The sequence below is a fragment of the Stenoxybacter acetivorans DSM 19021 genome, from assembly GCF_000745895.1.
Lineage (GTDB): Bacteria > Pseudomonadota > Gammaproteobacteria > Burkholderiales > Neisseriaceae > Stenoxybacter > Stenoxybacter acetivorans.
In genome coordinates this window covers 26,816-42,378 of record NZ_JQKE01000011.1, presented here as the reverse complement: position 1 = coordinate 42,378, position 15,563 = coordinate 26,816, and the positions used below count along the sequence as shown (strand labels likewise).

Genomic DNA, 15,563 nt, shown 5'->3' with positions numbered 1-15,563 from the left:
CGGTAATACGGTTTTCTAAAAATTTATTACCACATGGCTTAAAACAATAAGACAGATAGATAAATGCAATCCCATTTTGATGATTTTTTAACCCAATCTTCCCGAATTTTGTTTTTACAAGGTCCTGTGGGTGGTTATTTTTTCAATTTGGGTGAACAATTAACCAAAGAACACAGCAAAGTTGTTTTTAAAATTAATTTTAACGGCGGTGATCGTTATTTTTATCCCGAAACCACGCCGAAAACCGTTTCATTTTCAGGTAGCCCGAGTGAATTCCAAGATTTTTTGATTGACTTTATCCGCCAAAACCACATTGATGCCGTGGTTTGCTTTGGAGACAATCGAATTTATCACCGCATTGCCAAACAAGTATGCAACGATTTTCAGACAGCCGTGAGCTTTTGGGTGTTTGAAGAAGGTTATTTCCGTCCGCATTACATTACATTTGAGCGTAGCGGTGTGAATGACTATTCCACCGAGCCGCGCGATGCCGAGTTTTATCAGCAGCAAACCTATTTATTGAGTGAACCGCGGCCGCCCAAACCCGTTGCCCCCGGATTTCGCCCATTGGCAAAATTGGCGAGTCAATATTATTGGCAAATGTATCGGCAGCGGCATGATTATCCGCATTACCAGCATCATCGAAGTACCCGTCTTTTATGGTATATAAAAGCATGGGGCGAAAGCGGATTGGTAAGATTAAAAGTAAAAGCCAAAGAAAACCACTTGGCAAAGCAGGTTGAACATGGGCAGCTGGGCAATTTTTTTATTGTTCCGCTGCAAGTACACAACGACAGCCAAATAAAAGTACACAGCCCATTTAAATCGGTGGCGGCATTTATCCAGTGTATCGTAAAATCATTTGCTCAGAATGCACCGATAAATACCAAACTGGTTATCAAACACCACCCGATGGATATTGGTTTTGTGGATTACGGCAAATTGATAAAAAAACTAACAAAACATTATCAATTACAAGACAGAATTTATTATGTTTACAATATTCCCCTGCCCATTTTCTTGCGCCGAGCGCGCGGCATGGTTGTGGTAAACAGCACCAGCGCAATTTCAGCCATGATTCATCACTTGCCCGTTAAGATGTTGGGCAAAGCCAATTATGACATTGACGGCTTGGTTGACAGGCAAGATTTGGCTGATTTTTGGCAGAACAGCAAGCCATTGAATTATGCCGTGTTTCATGGATTTTATTGCTATCAGTTACAAAGAACGCAGCTGAATGCTACTTTTTATTGATAGAGTATTGTCAAGCGATTAATGACGAACAGTTGCAAAAATTAAGTATTTATAAAAATATTTTAGGCGAAATTATGAAAAAAATTATAACATATGGGACTTTTGACTTATTTCATATTGGGCATTTAAATTTATTAAAGCGATCAAAATCATTGGGTGATTACTTGATTGTGGGATTGTCTTCTGATGAATTTAATTTAGCTGAAAAAAATAAGCAGACCGTCATTTGTTATGAAGATCGCAAGCAAATTTTAGAGGCATTACGCTGTGTTGATTTGGTTATTCCTGAAAATAATTGGGAACAAAAAATCAGTGACGTACAAGAATTTAAGATTGATACTTTTGTAATGGGGCATGATTGGATGGGGAAATTTGATTTTTTATCTCCCTATTGTGAAGTATGCTATCTACCGCGTACCGAAGCTATTTCTTCTTCAGAAATCAAACGACACATTCACACTACTCCCGGCACCATGTACGGTAGAATTTAAAATTATGCAGACAAGTCAAAGTCAGTTAATCTCGCTGTTGTTGAATAAACAACAGCTTTCTGCTATGTATCGCGACTACAGAATGTTGTTGCGCAACAATCGTTCACTGAAAATATTGTATCTGATTATCCAGTTTGAGTACCGTATACAACAAGGTGTGAATCAATCCTTACTCACACTTGCCAAACAAAGCAAGCCAATCAATCCATGTGTTGCATATTATTTTTCGGCAAAATGTTTGTATTTAAAAGGGAAATACCGCAGGTCAATTATTTTTATTAACACAATTCTGGCACGGTTTCCTGCCCATATGGAATTGATTTATTTAAAAAGTAAATGCTTACATGCCTTGGGAGACATCGCTGCTGCACAACAACTGCTGTATGCAGCCTTAGTTACTAACCCAAAACGTAAAAAAACTTGGCTGTATCTGGCGAGTTTGGTATGCACTAAAGCCGATTTTCACCAATTTGAACAATATTTTCAGCAATACTGCTTGCCGATAAATGAACCATCTGCTTTGGTGTATTTGGACTACTACTCCGAAGCCGCCCTGCGTGCCGAAGCCTATAAGGAAGCCAAGGCCATGTGGCAGCACGGTTTAGTTCTTTTACAGCAACACGGTTGGCAGCAACCCAACAGCAAAAAAGCCTTTAATCCAAAAGCTGCCGAACGTGCTTTATTGGATTTGCATACCGTTCTCACTCACACCCAAATCCCATTTTTCTTGGTCAGCGGCACCTTACTTGGCTGTATCCGAAACGGAGAAATCTTGCCGCACGACAATGATTTAGATGTGGGCGTATGGGAAGAGGTAAATCACAAAGCCCTATATCGTGCCGTCTCCCACAGTGGTTACTTTGATATTTTGCCAGCTTGTGTACCAGAACGCATTCGCTTAAAGCATGTAAACGGCGTATACATTGATGTATTTTACCACATCAAACAACAAAACCGTGTCTGGCACGCCGGCTCGTCCAAACTCAAATGGTTCAATAGTCCGTTTGAATTACGCCCGCACCGCTTCTTAGGTAAAGATTTTCTAATTCCCGCCAATCCCGAACGTTATTTGATAGAAAACTACGGCAAAGATTGGCAAATACCACAAACCCAATTCGATTCCAAATTGGATACTCCGAATTTGGAAATCTTTAATCAAAAAGAAATGCTGATTTTTTCTTATAAAACACTGTTTAAATTGATATTATGCGGTAAGCAAGATGAATATTGTAGGAAGCAGATTATGCGTTATCGACAACTGATTGAAGAACTGGAAAAAATAACACATTAGTAACAAAATGATATAATACTTCTAAAATCAAAATAAATTATTTTTTAATACTCAAGGTTTTTAAAATGAATTCAATTAAAAAAGCTCAGGCATATGTCAATTATTATCGAGGGGTTTTGCATTATCAGAAAGATGAATGGGATAAAGCCAAGCTGTTTTTTGAAAAATCCATACAGCAATTCCCTTTGTTGGCAGAAGCCAATTTTAAATACGGAGTTTTATTATTAAAAACAGGTGAAGCGGTTAAAGCAGAAGAATTTATCAGCAAAGCCATTGAAATTAATCCAGCCCGCACATCATGGAATAAGCAACTACAACAAGCCATTAAGAAAAAAGGCAAACAAAGTGTTGGTATTCATAAATCTGCCCCCAGAAGAACGAGTATCAAAAAAAATATTGATATTTATTTGAAGAAAAAATTACTACTGGTTCCATCTGCCTATAATGAGCGAGTATTGGTTGATATTTTGCCGTTTATTGATACCTATTACCAACAATTTGACATTTATATTATTTTAAAAGAACAACCCTCGCCGATTATTGATTACGGTAGATATACCGTGGTCAATAACGGTACCAGCTATGCGGATTATCTGAAATTTACTGCAGAATATGTGATTGACGCAGGTTCTCTGGATTTTTTCTATAAAATATCTGATAAAAATTATTGGGCATCTGTATGGCACGGTATTCCGTATAAAAAAATGTTTGTTGATTTTGATGTTACAAATATGAACACAGCCGTACGCTATGCACGTGCATACCAAAGTATGGTCTCCATGTCTGATTACTATACCCAATGGATAAAAAAATCCCTGTTGTTTCATGGGGATATTGCACAATTGGGTAGTGCTAAAATTGATTTATTGCTTAATCCACCCAAAGTGTTTTGTAATGAAGGACAAAATAAACTATTGTATTTAAATTTTGACATACAAAACTTCAATAATACTGAAGCCGCCGTCGGTCATATTCGCACCGTTTTGACTGATTTTAATGAAGCAGAAATAGCGATTGATGTCAGCCATGCAAAGTCAGATAAATTAAGTGATTTTATTCGAACCCTTTTGGAAGAGAGTAAAAATATTCAATTGATTACTGATGACTCTCTGTTATGGAATTATATTGCAGCAGCAGATTATGTGTTTAATGCCAACATAGAATTAATTGAAAAATTTAACGCAACTTCCACACCGATATTTTTAAGTTATTTTTATAAAGCCAATCAGATAGAAAATAAAGCAGTATATCGAAAATTAATTTGTGATGAAAATGGTATCAGCAGTGTTAACGAAGTAGATATTGGTGATATCTTAACACAGAAACCCAACAAAAGAACCAAACCTGTTACTGATTATTTCAAAATGTATTACGGAATTCCAACCGAAAAGAAAGTGATTCTTTATGCACCTACTTATCGAGAAACAGGAGACGCCAAATTGCCATTTGATGCTCAACGGTTACTGAATTCCTTGAACAATGAATATGTTTTACTGGTTAAATTACATTATTTAAATCAGTTAGATGAAGCAGATAAAATAAATGGCGTATATGATTTTAGCAATAACAGTAATCTCTATGGTTTAATGAATTGCTCAGACATATTGTTAAGTGATTACTCATCTTTGATTTTTGATTATGCTCTACTCAATAAACCAATTATTTTATTTCAATATGATTTTTTTGATTATTTAAATAACAGGGGTGTGTATTTTGATTTTAAGGAATATCTGCCTGCTGAACAAATTATTTATAACGAAAATAAATTATATGAAGTTTTTACCAAGCCTTTGCAAAGTGATAACCAACAACTGAAACAAACTTTTTATCCGCTAGAGCAAGGCAATTCTACTCAGAAAGTTATTGATTATTTCTGTTTTGATGCCACACCCAGAAAAATAAAAGACATTATTTTTTTGGTAAACGATTTAAATCAAATCGGTGGTATTCATACATTTATGACAAATATGGCAAAATATTATAAAGAGCAATACAATGCCAGAGTACATGTGATTGCCATTAAAGAATTTTCTCACACCAACCAAAATTTTTACAAATTAGACAATAAATTTTTTGATGTAATGATTTCTGCTGAATTTTTAGTTGGTGCTTGTCAAAATATTTTACAGAATACTGATGGTATTGTGATTTCATTGCAGTTTTCAGCACATTTACATTTCCAAAAATTTTTACAGGATGCAAAAGTGGTTTTAATGTTTCACGGCGATACTAAAGATATAGTCAGTCGAAACCTATATGGTCCACATTTAAATTGGTTGAATAGCGGCGAGCTGTTTAACTATGACAAATTTATTTTATTAACCAAGAAAAATGCCGATTTAATCAGCAAACATGTGAATGAAGAAATACAAGAAAAAATTACTTTTATTCCAAATTCTATTACCGAAGCCTATCATGCGCTACCCAGAACAAATAATTATCATGTTGCCTACATCGGGCGGCTTGATGAAGATAAAAATATCTTTGGGTTGATTGAACTTGCTAACGTTGTTTCAGAAAAATACCCTGAAATTGTTGTCCACGTTTATGGCGATGGTCCCAAATACCCCGAGTTGTTAAAATTGGTTGAGAAGCATAAACTACAAAATCATATTATTTTTCATGGTTACGAAGCCGACAAAAGTAAAATTTTCTCACAAGTTTCAGGATTAATTTTATTATCACAATCTGAGGGTTTCTCATTGGTGGTACTGGAGTCCTATGCCCATAACCGCCCTGTAGTGGTATTTAACAGCTATACCGCCGCTTCAGAAGTAGTAGCGCATCAACAATCAGGTTATTTGGTTGAATTTGGTGATTATGAAACATTTGCACAAAATATTTTAAAATTAAATCAATTATCTGAAAACGATATTAGAGCTAAATATCAAGAGTTTTCTAATGAACGTGTATTTGCAAAATGGAACAGCTTATTTACTGAACTTTAACAATAACGCAGTGTGTTGATTCTATTGTAGCAAGCATGATTGAAAGCTGGCTACAATAACATATTAAATGCCATTACAAAATTAGGAATAATTTTTATGAACATCACTCCTTTGGTATCCATTGTGATACCGTGTTATAACTCCAAAGTTACTTTACCTAAAGTCATTGAATCAATACAAAGAAATAAATACAAAAATTATGAAGTTGTTATTGTTGATGATGGTTCTGATGAGCCGGTAGATGATGTAGTGGCCTCATACAAAAATAATAAAATTCGCTTATTTCGTAAAAAAAATGAAGGTTTGGGGCTAACCAGAAATTTTGGTATCCGACAAGCACTCGGCAAATATGTGTTTTTTTTAGATGCCGATGATGAAATTTTTCTGAATGGTTTAACCCGTTTGGTTAGTTTTGCCGAAAGTAAGCAGCTGACTGTGGTTTCAGGCATAACTGTTCGCCATTTGTTAGAAAACGGTAGGCGTGAACAATGGTTTCCCGATATTTATAAGCAAGATACTGTTGATGAGTTAAAACAAAGAAATGCTTTATACAGTGATACCTTATCAACTAATAAATTGTATAAAAAAGACATGCTCTTGCAGCAAAATATTTTGTTTGAAGAGGGTTTGTACGAAGATAAATTATTTACGGCTAAATTATATTCAAGCATTGATAAAATTGGCTTAATTCACGAAGAAGTTTATCTGTGGAAAGTCGCTCCTATTGGACAATCCATTACTCAAAGTAAGACTGTTACCAACTTTGAAGGGAGAATGGATGCCATTCTCCGATTATGGCAATACTTGCCTGAACTGCGTAAAGTCTACCAAATAGCATTTTTTGCTAATCACGATTTATTGATTTATTTACGTGAATTTAAATTTTATACTATTGAAGAACAAAAAAGGATATTTGATTTGGCAAGTGAATTTGTTGTTGAAAATAAAAAATATTTTTATGAACGTCTGGTACCAAATTCAATAAATTTTGTATGCATTAATGCGCTTTTAAAACAAGATTTTGATTTTTTTTCCCAGTGCGGGCTTGTTTTATCATTGGAATATTATAATAAATAATCATTTCTAATAATATGACTCTGGTTTAGATTAATATTTTTATAAATACAGAAAGGAAATTTAAAAATGAAAAAACCTATATTTGATATATTGAAAATTAAATTAGGTATTAATCAGTTACAAGATAAAATAGACCAATTATCATCAACAATCAACAATCAACAATCAACAATCAACAATCAACAATCAACAATCAACAATCAACAATTTATCTTTATCAGGCGAATTGATTAGTGAAAAATGGTTTAAAGAAAAATTAGCATTGATTGATAATAATGAAAGCCGAAAAAAACTAGGTGATGAGGTTTATTTAAAAAACTATTGTGATTTGATTAAGGCTTATTTATTACGTAGTAATTATCAAGAAGCACTGCGTATTTTTCAAAAAATAAACCCAAATAGTGTACGCCATTTTCCAAAAATTTACACACTATATGAGGCATGCGCAACAGAATTATTTCCACAAACCTTGTTAGAACAGTCATTACTGCAGAAAATACAAGCCATCAACCTATGGGGCGGCAGTATTTTTAACTATTTTCAAGAGCGAAAAATTGAGGAAGTTTATGTTGTTGGTAATTGGCATGATCGCAGATTATTGGAGAGTATTTTAATTGACAGTAAATACTCTTGTTTTGATATTAAACAATACTATAGTTTAGATTATGAATGGATACTTTTTCTTAAAACGGGTTCATTGGGCAGTATCCGTTTAACTTCTATCAAAAATATTGAATCAAAAAATAAGAATTCTTATTTTTTGAATGTTCATACATCAAACTTTTCGGATGCTCAGAAAAAATTATCTGATTTGGGTGTGGAAAATATTGTTGATATTGATACTATTTTGAAGGAAGTTTTTGTAAAGAGTATTGTTATCAATCAACTAAATAAAATCAGTAACACATTTAATGTTCCTATTTTAATCTGCATGCAGCCTTGGCATTTAGACATTAAAAATAGAACAGAACATGAACAAAATTTAGCTTCCATCTCTACGATCAGATCTTTATTGGAGAAAGATAAAAATTTTTCTATTCCTGCACTGGCTCGTTTTGGCGTGGATTATGATTATATATGTGCGGTTACTGATATTTGGATTGGTTCGGTTAAACAAGGTGTTCATTATTTACACAATCGAAGTTCTCAATATGTCAATGTTGTCAATCATGCACGTTTAACCACTGACCAACCTGAAAAATACGACCATACTATATATATATTCGGTTCTTCAGTTGCTTATGGTATTGGCTCAGAAGATGCTGATACTATAAGCAGCTATTTACAAAGAATTATCAATTTAAATAATAAAAAATATTTAGTCATGAATTATGCTAATTTTTCTGCACATCAGTATGATTTAGGTATTAATTTTATAAAAGAATTTAAATTCAAACAAGGCGATATTATTTTATGGATATCACACTTGGATATTTATTCATCTTTTCCTGAAACAAAAAATATTAAACTACTGGATAACCGGAGTATTTTTGACAGACCACACGATTTGGGTGAAATTTTTATAGACAAATCGCATCCAAATAAAATCGGCAATGAAGTGATTGCCCAGCATATTTATGAAAAAATGCTGAAAGACAATTTGTTTGCATTCAAAAAGGATCTGGAGTTATTGGAAAACCAGGAGACTAATAGATCAAAAGAAAAGATGCTGATACCCGTATCCGAATATGAAAACCTGGAAAAATACAAAGCATTATTGCGTGAACACAAAGCCGATTGTACGGGTAAAATCGGTTCAATCGTGGTGAACTGCAATCCCTTTACTATGGGGCATAAACACCTGATTAGCTATGCCGCATCAAAAGTGGATTATTTGTATTTGTTTGTGGTGGAAGAAGACAAAAGTTTTTTCCCGTTTACAGACCGCTTTGAATTGGTGAAAAAAGGTGTAGCGGAATTTCCGAACATTACGGTAATCCCCAGCGGCAGGTTTATTATTTCCAGTCTTACCTTTGCGGCTTATTCCAGCAAAGCCGAGTTACAAGATGAGATCATCGATCCATCAGATGACGTGGAAATCTTTGCTACCCACATCGCTCCGACTTTGGGCATTACTCGCCGTTTCGCGGGCGAAGAACCGCTGGATAATGTTACCCGCCAATACAACAATGCCATGCGCCGCATTCTGCCGCAGCATGGTATTGAATTTGAGGTAATCGTGCGAAAAGAAAGCGGCGGTGCGGTGATTTCTGCTTCTCGCGTTCGTGCATTATTGGAAAAGAAACAGTTTGATGAAATCGCTGAAATTGTACCGGAAACAACATTAATCTATTTAAAAGAGCGATTTGGATAAAAAATAAGCAGAAATGTACTCGGTGTTAAGAAGAGGTATTCACCTTTCTCTAACCACACGCTGATTAAAACCCCGCCCTGAAGGGCGAGGTTTTAGACTGGTAAGGAATAGAGATAAAAAACTATCAAAATCATTGTTATAATTTATTTTCAAAAAATTCTGTGGAATTTTATAGGACACTGTTCCATTCAATTTTGAATTCAGTCTGTTTTTTTGTGATTGTTTTGACAAAAACTTTATTGTATGATAGCAATAATTAAAATATCGTTTAAAAGGTGTGCAATATGGCAACTGTACAAACCGGATACAGTCAAGACTTTGCCGCATGGGCAAAGCACCAAGCCGCATTGCTGAAAGCAGGGCGGTGGCAGGAAGCTGATATTGAAAATTTGGTTGAAGAGATTGAATGTATGGGCAAAAGCGAACATCGGGAGTTAAAGAGCCGCATGTTGGTGTTGGTTATGCACTTGCTGAAATGGCACAAGCAGCCCACTCTACAAAGCAACAGCTGGCGGCGCACTATTGTTGAGCAAAGAGCGCAAATTCCCTATATCCTAAAAGATTCGCCCAGCTTAAAAGCAAATTTAAATGCCGCAGAATGGCTGCAAGACGTATGGAATACCGCTGTAACCGCTGCATCAAAAGAAACAGGCATACCGAAAACAGCTTTTCCTGAAAACCCAATCTGGACGGCAGCGCAAATTCTTGATGATGACTTCTATCCTGAGCCCTGAATCCTGAACCGTAAAAGCAAATAAAAGAACAGAACAGATGTTTCAGGTAGCCTGAATCGTTTAAAACCCTAGCTGTAAGAATTAGCAGAGTTATGAAAAAGATACTGTTGATTTTCAGAAAATATTTCCTATAAATACCGTAAGCAACGCTGGTAATTCTTACACACTGCATTGGAGAAACGGTTATTAAGTACCTTGCCGCCGACAAAATTGGCTAAAACACCATACTTATCCGTTTATTGGTTAAAAATCTCAAATAGCGTATTTATTCATTGAAATAAGTACGCTATTTGCTATAATAGTAAGCATGAAAACCATTTACTACAGCAAGCAAGCCGCTAAAATCCTGAAGGGCTTACCCAGAAACACAGCCCAAAAAATCGTTTCTAAAATCAACGAATACGCTGTTGATCCTCAGTCGCAAGCGAACAATGTTATCCAAATGAGCGGCAGCCCCTACTACCGTTTGCGCGTGGGTGATTGGCGCATTATTTTTGACGACGAAGGCAATATACTCACCATCCTGAAAATTGCTTCGCGTGGTGAAATCTACAAAAATTAGGAGTATAAAAATGAATATTCAAACCATAGAACTCAACAACAGTCAATACATCATCTTGCCAAAGGCAGAATTTGACGTATTGTTGGGCAAGCACGAAACCAACGCCGACATCACCGCTGCTGCTGCTGTGCGAGAACGCATCAATGCGGGCGAAGAAACCATTCCTGCTGATGTAATCAATCGCCTTATTTTATCCGAAGAAAATCCCGTTAAAGTATTTCGCAAATGGCGCGGCATGACGGCGGCAGATCTGGCGCACCGTGTTGGCATATCTCTGTCATATCTGTCCGATATCGAAACCGGTAAAAAAGATGGTTCGTTACGCGTCATGAAAACTATTGCTGTTGCCATGAAGGTTGATTTAGATCTGTTGGTTTGAACCGATTGTGAAATTACGGACAGGTTCACTCCTGTTTTAGCGACGGCTTCGGCTTCGGCGTGGGCTTAGAATCTATGTTCAATAACACCTAAGCAAAGTATAGCTATATTATTATTTTCAAAATAAGCAAACATAGTCTATCAGCAGATTTTAGACAATTAGCCGTAATTTTCCCGGCAAGTTGTTTTGAAAAATTTAATAGTTTATCTATATATATCAATAATTTAGTATAGATTATATCAAGATAGAAAAGCAGTTTGAAATGTGAATGAATAAAAAAGGCTGCCCTGATTACTCAGCGCAGCCTTTAGAAAAGTATAAACAATTAAACCGATTTCATCAGCGGAAAACCCAGTTTTTCACGGCTCTCCACGTATTTCTGTGCCACTAAACGGCTTAAAGTGCGTACACGTCCGATATAAGCGGCGCGTTCTGTTACCGAAATGGCACCGCGGGCATCAAGTAAGTTGAAAGTATGTCCTGCTTTTAACACCAGTTCATAAGCGGGTAAGGTTAAAGAGGCGTTATCGGTTTCCAATAAACGCCGTGCTTCTGCTTCGTAGTGGTCAAATTGTGTCAAAAGCCATGCGGCGTTGCTGTATTCAAAGTTGTAGGTGGATTGTTCAACTTCGTTTTGATGAAACACATCGCCGTAGGTAATGGTTTGTCCGTCCATAGTATGCGCCCACACCAAATCAAACACATTTTCCACACCTTGCAAATACATTGCCAAACGTTCAATTCCGTAGGTGATTTCACCCAAAACCGGTGTGCAGTCAATGCCGCCCACCTGTTGAAAATAAGTGAACTGGGTAACTTCCATGCCGTTGAGCCACACTTCCCAGCCCAAGCCCCATGCGCCTAAAGTTGGGTTTTCCCAATCGTCTTCAACAAAGCGAATATCATGCACAGTGGGATCAATTCCCAGTTCACGCAACGAATCCAAATACAATTCTTGAATATTGTCGGGCGCAGGTTTTAAGGCTACCTGAAACTGATAATAGTGTTGCAAACGGTTTGGATTGTCGCCGTAACGCCCGTCTTTGGGACGGCGCGACGGCTGTACATAGGCGGCAAACCACGGCTCAGGTCCCAAGGCACGCAAACACGTGGCGGGGTGGCTTGTACCCGCGCCCACTTCCATGTCAAACGGCTGCAACACCACACAACCGCGCTTTGCCCAGAAGTTTTGCAGGGTAAAAACAATTTCTTGAAAAGTCAGCATGACCTTGTGCTTCCGTGGTTTTCGATAAAGATGTGTATTTTACCGTATTTCCGGCGGAATATTAACGGCTTCAAATCCAATCAATAAAGGCTGCCTGAAAGTTTTCAGGCAGCCTCAAGCATCTGTTGCGCAGCCGATTATGCCGCCGCGCGTTCACCGCCAAACTGTTCATATGCCTGCAAGGCTTCGGCGGCAGTCATTACTGACGGACCGCCGCCCATATACATGGCAATTTCCAGCATTTCGATGAATTCGGCGCGGGTTGCACCCAATAATACCAAGGCTTTGGCATGAAAGCCCAAGCAAACCCGAACAGCGGTTGGCAATACCTATCGCCATGGCAATCAATTCTTTTTGTTTTTGGCTCAATGCGCCGTCGGCGTGCACACTTTTTGCCATTTGGCTGAAACCTTTCATGGTTTCCGCCGCTTCTTTGCGCAAATCCGCTAATTTTGTGTTCAATTCGGCGGTTAATTCAACATAATCATTTTGCATGACATTACCCTTAATTTAATAACAATATTTTGTGATGTTATTTTACTTTGATTTGATTGGCAAGGGTAAATCGGTAATGACGGGTAAAAAACCATTTTTTGCCGACACGTTTGCGGCAGTAAATAGATTACACACGGCAATACATTCATTGTGTTCATTCACCAATATTGGCCACACCCGCCGCAAAAAAGGCGGAATTTTGTATTCTTGCAGTATTTTTTTAACCGATTTTCGCCCGTATTGAAAACGCAGGCTGTCATTGGGTTGTGCTGTACGCAACACGCCTGAGCAATATTTTTCAGGCAGCCCGAAAGGCTGTTGCTGCCAGCTTAAAAAAGAATGGGGGGTATGATTCAATTGCACCGATTTCGGCAATTCAGCCAGCCAGTGCCATTGTTGTGCTGCGCCTTTTTGCTGAAACCACAGTTGATTGCCGTATAAAACAGCCTTGCCTTGGGGCAATGACCATTCGGCAGTGTGGCTGCCTGAACGCAATTGACGGGCAAAAGCATAAACCGATGCGGCAGTTGGTGTGCCTAAAACGTGCTTTTGAGCGAAATAAACCAGCTGCTGATGTTGCCGTGCCGCACTCAATTGCCGCCATTCAGTGATATTTAGGCAGCCGTTTTGGCTCAATTGCGCCCAATCGGCATCGCGGATTTCATTTAAAACCGCCAATTCATCTTGCAAAAGAGCGGCGGCGGCTTCAATGTGGCGGTCTAGATTCGGTACACGCGCACGCCATGCGGGCAAACCTTGTAAACGCAGCCAATTGCGCAGCAGAGTGGTGTCGCGGTTGCTGTCGTCGTCAATATAGGGTAATTGATGTGTTTGCGAGTAATCGGTTAATTGTTGTCGGGAAAACGGCAACAACGGTCGCCACAGCATGATTTTTTCAGACAGCGGTCTTAAAGCGGGCATGGCAGAGAGTGCACGCAAACCGCCGCCGCGCAAAGCCGCCAACATAAAGGTTTCTACTTGATCATCTCGGTGGTGTGCCAGTGCAACAACATCGGCATTGGTTTGCGCGTAAACCGCATAACGTGCTACGCGGGCAGCCGCTTCAATGCCCAGCCCTTTTGCGCTGACTTGAACGCGTTCGGCATGAAACGGAATTTGCCATTGGCGGCAGATTTGGGAACAAAACAGCTGCCAATCATCGGCATAAAAACTCAAGCCGTGATGAATATGCACGGCTTGCAATTGAAACGGTATTTCATCACGCAAACGGCACAGGATATGCAGCAGCACCACAGAATCCAAGCCGCCGGATAAGCCCACCGTCAAAACAGAATGGTCAGCCAAAAAGGCTGACCATTGCTGTTTGATTTGGTCTGCCAAATCACGGGACGAGTTATTTTTCTTGGTATTGCCCATAAGCCATGAGCCTGTCAAAACGGCGGGTGAGCAAATCAGATAAAGGCATGGATTGGGTTTTCTGAAATTGCTGTTCCAAGGTGTTTTTGATCCGAGCCATGATTTCAGGGTAATTGCGCTGCGCTCCGCCCAAAGGCTCTTCAATGATGCTGTCAATCAGCTTTAATTCCAGCAAACGCTTGGCGGTAATGCCCAACGCCGCTGCGGCTTCCGGTGCTTTTGCCGCTGTTTTCCACAAGATAGAAGCACAGCCTTCAGGAGAAATCACCGAATAAGTAGAATATTGCAGCATATTCACGTAATCACCCACCGCAATTGCCAGCGCACCGCCGGAACCGCCTTCGCCGATAATGGTACAAATTACCGGCACCCGAAGGCGCGCCAATTCATACAAATTGCGGCCAATGGCTTCGGATTGTCCACGTTCTTCCGCGCCAATGCCCGGATAAGCGCCCGGTGTGTCCACAAATGTCATTACCGGAATGTGGAATTTTTCAGCGGTTTTCATCAGGCGCAAGGCTTTTCGGTAGCCTTCAGGGCGAGGCATACCGAAGTTACGGCGGATTTTTTCCTTGGTATCTCGTCCTTTTTGATGCCCGATAACCATCACACTTTCGCCGTTAAAACGTGCCAAGCCGCCGATAATGGCTTCATCGTCGGCAAACGCACGATCGCCGTGCAGCTCTTCAAAATCGGTAAAAACAGCATCAATATAGTCTTGCGTATAAGGACGCTGTGCATGACGGGCAACTTGTGAAACCTGAACCGGCGTTAATTTGCTGTAAATGGAACGAGTTAAATCATCACTTTTTTTCTGTAAGCGATTGATTTCTTCGGAAATATCCACCACCGAGTCATCTTGTACGAAACGCAGTTCTTCGATTTTCTGCACCAATTCCGCAATCGGTTGTTCAAAGTCCAAAAAAATTTGTTTCATCTGTTGCATTCTCTTCAGAAATTTGACGAATGATACGCCGAAAAAGGATATTCTGCATCATATAAACGAAAGAGCCGTTTTATCAAGGTAGCTTTTCAATTTTATTTATGCTGAATTGTATTTTTTGAACAGGCAAATAATGTCCACAGGATTCTCGGTTTTGCGCTCATCGCACTCCGGTACACCAAACCATATATAAGGCTTAACTTTCATATAAAATTATGCCCTTCTATATGAGAAAGAGGGCTTAATGCCTATGACAACGGAAAACGAAAAATGATCAAGACTAGAAGAAATCGCGGAGTGCACTCAGGTACACAAAGATACTATTCGGATATGGATTAGGAAAGGCGAAATCCCCGCCCACAAAATCGGGAAGTTATGGTGCTTCAAGGTGTCTGAGGTTGATGAGTGGGTTCGGGAGCGGCAGAAGTGCCGACGTCAACAAAAGTTTTGATTAACGCGTTATACGCACATGG

15 protein-coding genes are annotated in these 15,563 nt (G+C 38.7%); 11 read left to right on the top strand and 4 right to left on the bottom strand.

Features of this window, described 5'->3' with window-relative positions; genetic code table 11:
• Nucleotides 1-63: 63 nt before the first annotated feature.
• From Q384_RS01410 to Q384_RS01370, 10 genes are all read left to right on the top strand, one after another.
• A complete protein-coding gene (locus tag Q384_RS01410) occupies nucleotides 64-1,254 on the top strand; it encodes a capsule biosynthesis protein (protein WP_037585488.1) in 1,191 nt (396 codons plus the stop codon).
• Nucleotides 1,161-1,745, top strand: coding sequence for a glycerol-3-phosphate cytidylyltransferase (gene tagD, locus Q384_RS01405; protein WP_342665965.1), 585 nt, complete (start codon nucleotides 1,161-1,163; stop codon nucleotides 1,743-1,745). The genes Q384_RS01410 and tagD overlap by 94 nt, the downstream gene beginning before the upstream one ends.
• Nucleotides 1,746-1,749: 4 nt before the next feature.
• The gene (locus tag Q384_RS01400) at nucleotides 1,750-3,036 is read left to right on the top strand and encodes a LicD family protein (RefSeq protein WP_169740825.1); all 1,287 of its coding nucleotides are present in this window, start codon (nucleotides 1,750-1,752) and stop codon (nucleotides 3,034-3,036) included.
• Nucleotides 3,037-3,101: 65 nt separating this feature from the next.
• Nucleotides 3,102-5,984, top strand: a complete 2,883-nt coding sequence (locus tag Q384_RS01395; RefSeq protein ID WP_051940253.1) for a CDP-glycerol glycerophosphotransferase family protein — start codon at nucleotides 3,102-3,104, stop codon at nucleotides 5,982-5,984.
• Between the two features lie 39 nt (nucleotides 5,985-6,023).
• Complete coding sequence (locus tag Q384_RS01390; RefSeq protein WP_156956386.1) at nucleotides 6,024-7,061, top strand: glycosyltransferase family 2 protein; 1,038 nt, start codon at nucleotides 6,024-6,026, stop codon at nucleotides 7,059-7,061.
• Nucleotides 7,062-7,127: 66 nt separating this feature from the next.
• Nucleotides 7,128-7,295: a hypothetical protein gene (locus Q384_RS13065; RefSeq protein ID WP_156956385.1), complete on the top strand. Its 168-nt coding sequence runs from the start codon at nucleotides 7,128-7,130 to the stop codon at nucleotides 7,293-7,295.
• Complete coding sequence (locus tag Q384_RS12485; RefSeq protein WP_051940249.1) at nucleotides 7,288-9,375, top strand: nucleotidyl transferase family protein; 2,088 nt, start codon at nucleotides 7,288-7,290, stop codon at nucleotides 9,373-9,375. Before Q384_RS13065 ends, Q384_RS12485 begins: the two co-directional genes overlap by 8 nt.
• 284 nt (nucleotides 9,376-9,659) lie before the next feature.
• Complete coding sequence (locus Q384_RS01380; protein WP_037585487.1) at nucleotides 9,660-10,109, top strand: DUF29 domain-containing protein; 450 nt, start codon at nucleotides 9,660-9,662, stop codon at nucleotides 10,107-10,109.
• A 307-nt stretch (nucleotides 10,110-10,416) separates the two neighbouring features.
• Nucleotides 10,417-10,671 (top strand): type II toxin-antitoxin system RelE family toxin, encoded by a 255-nt coding sequence (locus Q384_RS01375; protein ID WP_037585485.1) that lies wholly within the window; start codon nucleotides 10,417-10,419, stop codon nucleotides 10,669-10,671.
• Nucleotides 10,672-10,681: 10 nt separating this feature from the next.
• Entirely contained in the window at nucleotides 10,682-11,050 is a 369-nt protein-coding gene (locus Q384_RS01370; protein ID WP_156956384.1) for a helix-turn-helix domain-containing protein, read from the top strand.
• Between the two features lie 325 nt (nucleotides 11,051-11,375).
• Here Q384_RS01370 and glyQ read toward each other — a convergent pair whose 3' ends face one another.
• The 4 genes from glyQ to Q384_RS01350 all read right to left on the bottom strand — a co-directional run bounded on the left by glyQ (nucleotide 11,376) and on the right by Q384_RS01350 (nucleotide 15,084).
• Nucleotides 11,376-12,275, bottom strand: coding sequence for a glycine--tRNA ligase subunit alpha (gene glyQ, locus Q384_RS01365; protein ID WP_037585484.1), 900 nt, complete (start codon nucleotides 12,273-12,275; stop codon nucleotides 11,376-11,378).
• A gap of 137 nt (nucleotides 12,276-12,412) precedes the next feature.
• Nucleotides 12,413-12,601: a carboxymuconolactone decarboxylase family protein gene (locus Q384_RS01360; RefSeq protein WP_281174486.1), complete on the bottom strand. Its 189-nt coding sequence runs from the start codon at nucleotides 12,599-12,601 to the stop codon at nucleotides 12,413-12,415.
• A 211-nt stretch (nucleotides 12,602-12,812) separates the two neighbouring features.
• The gene (gene tilS, locus Q384_RS01355) at nucleotides 12,813-14,147 is read right to left on the bottom strand and encodes a tRNA lysidine(34) synthetase TilS (protein WP_037585483.1); all 1,335 of its coding nucleotides are present in this window, start codon (nucleotides 14,145-14,147) and stop codon (nucleotides 12,813-12,815) included.
• A complete protein-coding gene (locus Q384_RS01350) occupies nucleotides 14,125-15,084 on the bottom strand; it encodes an acetyl-CoA carboxylase carboxyltransferase subunit alpha (RefSeq protein ID WP_037585482.1) in 960 nt (319 codons plus the stop codon). Before Q384_RS01350 ends, tilS begins: the two co-directional genes overlap by 23 nt.
• A gap of 295 nt (nucleotides 15,085-15,379) precedes the next feature.
• Between Q384_RS01350 and Q384_RS12850 the strand changes: the two genes are divergently transcribed.
• The gene (locus Q384_RS12850; RefSeq protein WP_156956388.1) at nucleotides 15,380-15,541 is read left to right on the top strand and encodes an excisionase family DNA-binding protein; all 162 of its coding nucleotides are present in this window, start codon (nucleotides 15,380-15,382) and stop codon (nucleotides 15,539-15,541) included.
• Nucleotides 15,542-15,563: the final 22 nt, after the last annotated feature.

Excerpts from the sequence above, each read along its gene's own strand:
- Q384_RS01410 (WP_037585488.1), top strand. The coding sequence starts at position 64 with ATGCAATCCCATTTTGATGATTTTTTAACCCAATCTTCCCGAATTTTG.
- Q384_RS01400 (WP_169740825.1), top strand. The coding sequence starts at position 1,750 with ATGCAGACAAGTCAAAGTCAGTTAATCTCGCTGTTGTTGAATAAACAA.
- Q384_RS01395 (WP_051940253.1), top strand. The coding sequence starts at position 3,102 with ATGAATTCAATTAAAAAAGCTCAGGCATATGTCAATTATTATCGAGGG.
- Q384_RS13065 (WP_156956385.1), top strand. The coding sequence starts at position 7,128 with ATGAAAAAACCTATATTTGATATATTGAAAATTAAATTAGGTATTAAT.
- Q384_RS01380 (WP_037585487.1), top strand. The coding sequence starts at position 9,660 with ATGGCAACTGTACAAACCGGATACAGTCAAGACTTTGCCGCATGGGCA.
- Q384_RS01375 (WP_037585485.1), top strand. The coding sequence starts at position 10,417 with ATGAAAACCATTTACTACAGCAAGCAAGCCGCTAAAATCCTGAAGGGC.
- Q384_RS01370 (WP_156956384.1), top strand. The coding sequence starts at position 10,682 with ATGAATATTCAAACCATAGAACTCAACAACAGTCAATACATCATCTTG.
- glyQ (WP_037585484.1), bottom strand. The coding sequence starts at position 12,275 with ATGCTGACTTTTCAAGAAATTGTTTTTACCCTGCAAAACTTCTGGGCA.
- tilS (WP_037585483.1), bottom strand. The coding sequence starts at position 14,147 with ATGGGCAATACCAAGAAAAATAACTCGTCCCGTGATTTGGCAGACCAA.
- Q384_RS01350 (WP_037585482.1), bottom strand. The coding sequence starts at position 15,084 with ATGAAACAAATTTTTTTGGACTTTGAACAACCGATTGCGGAATTGGTG.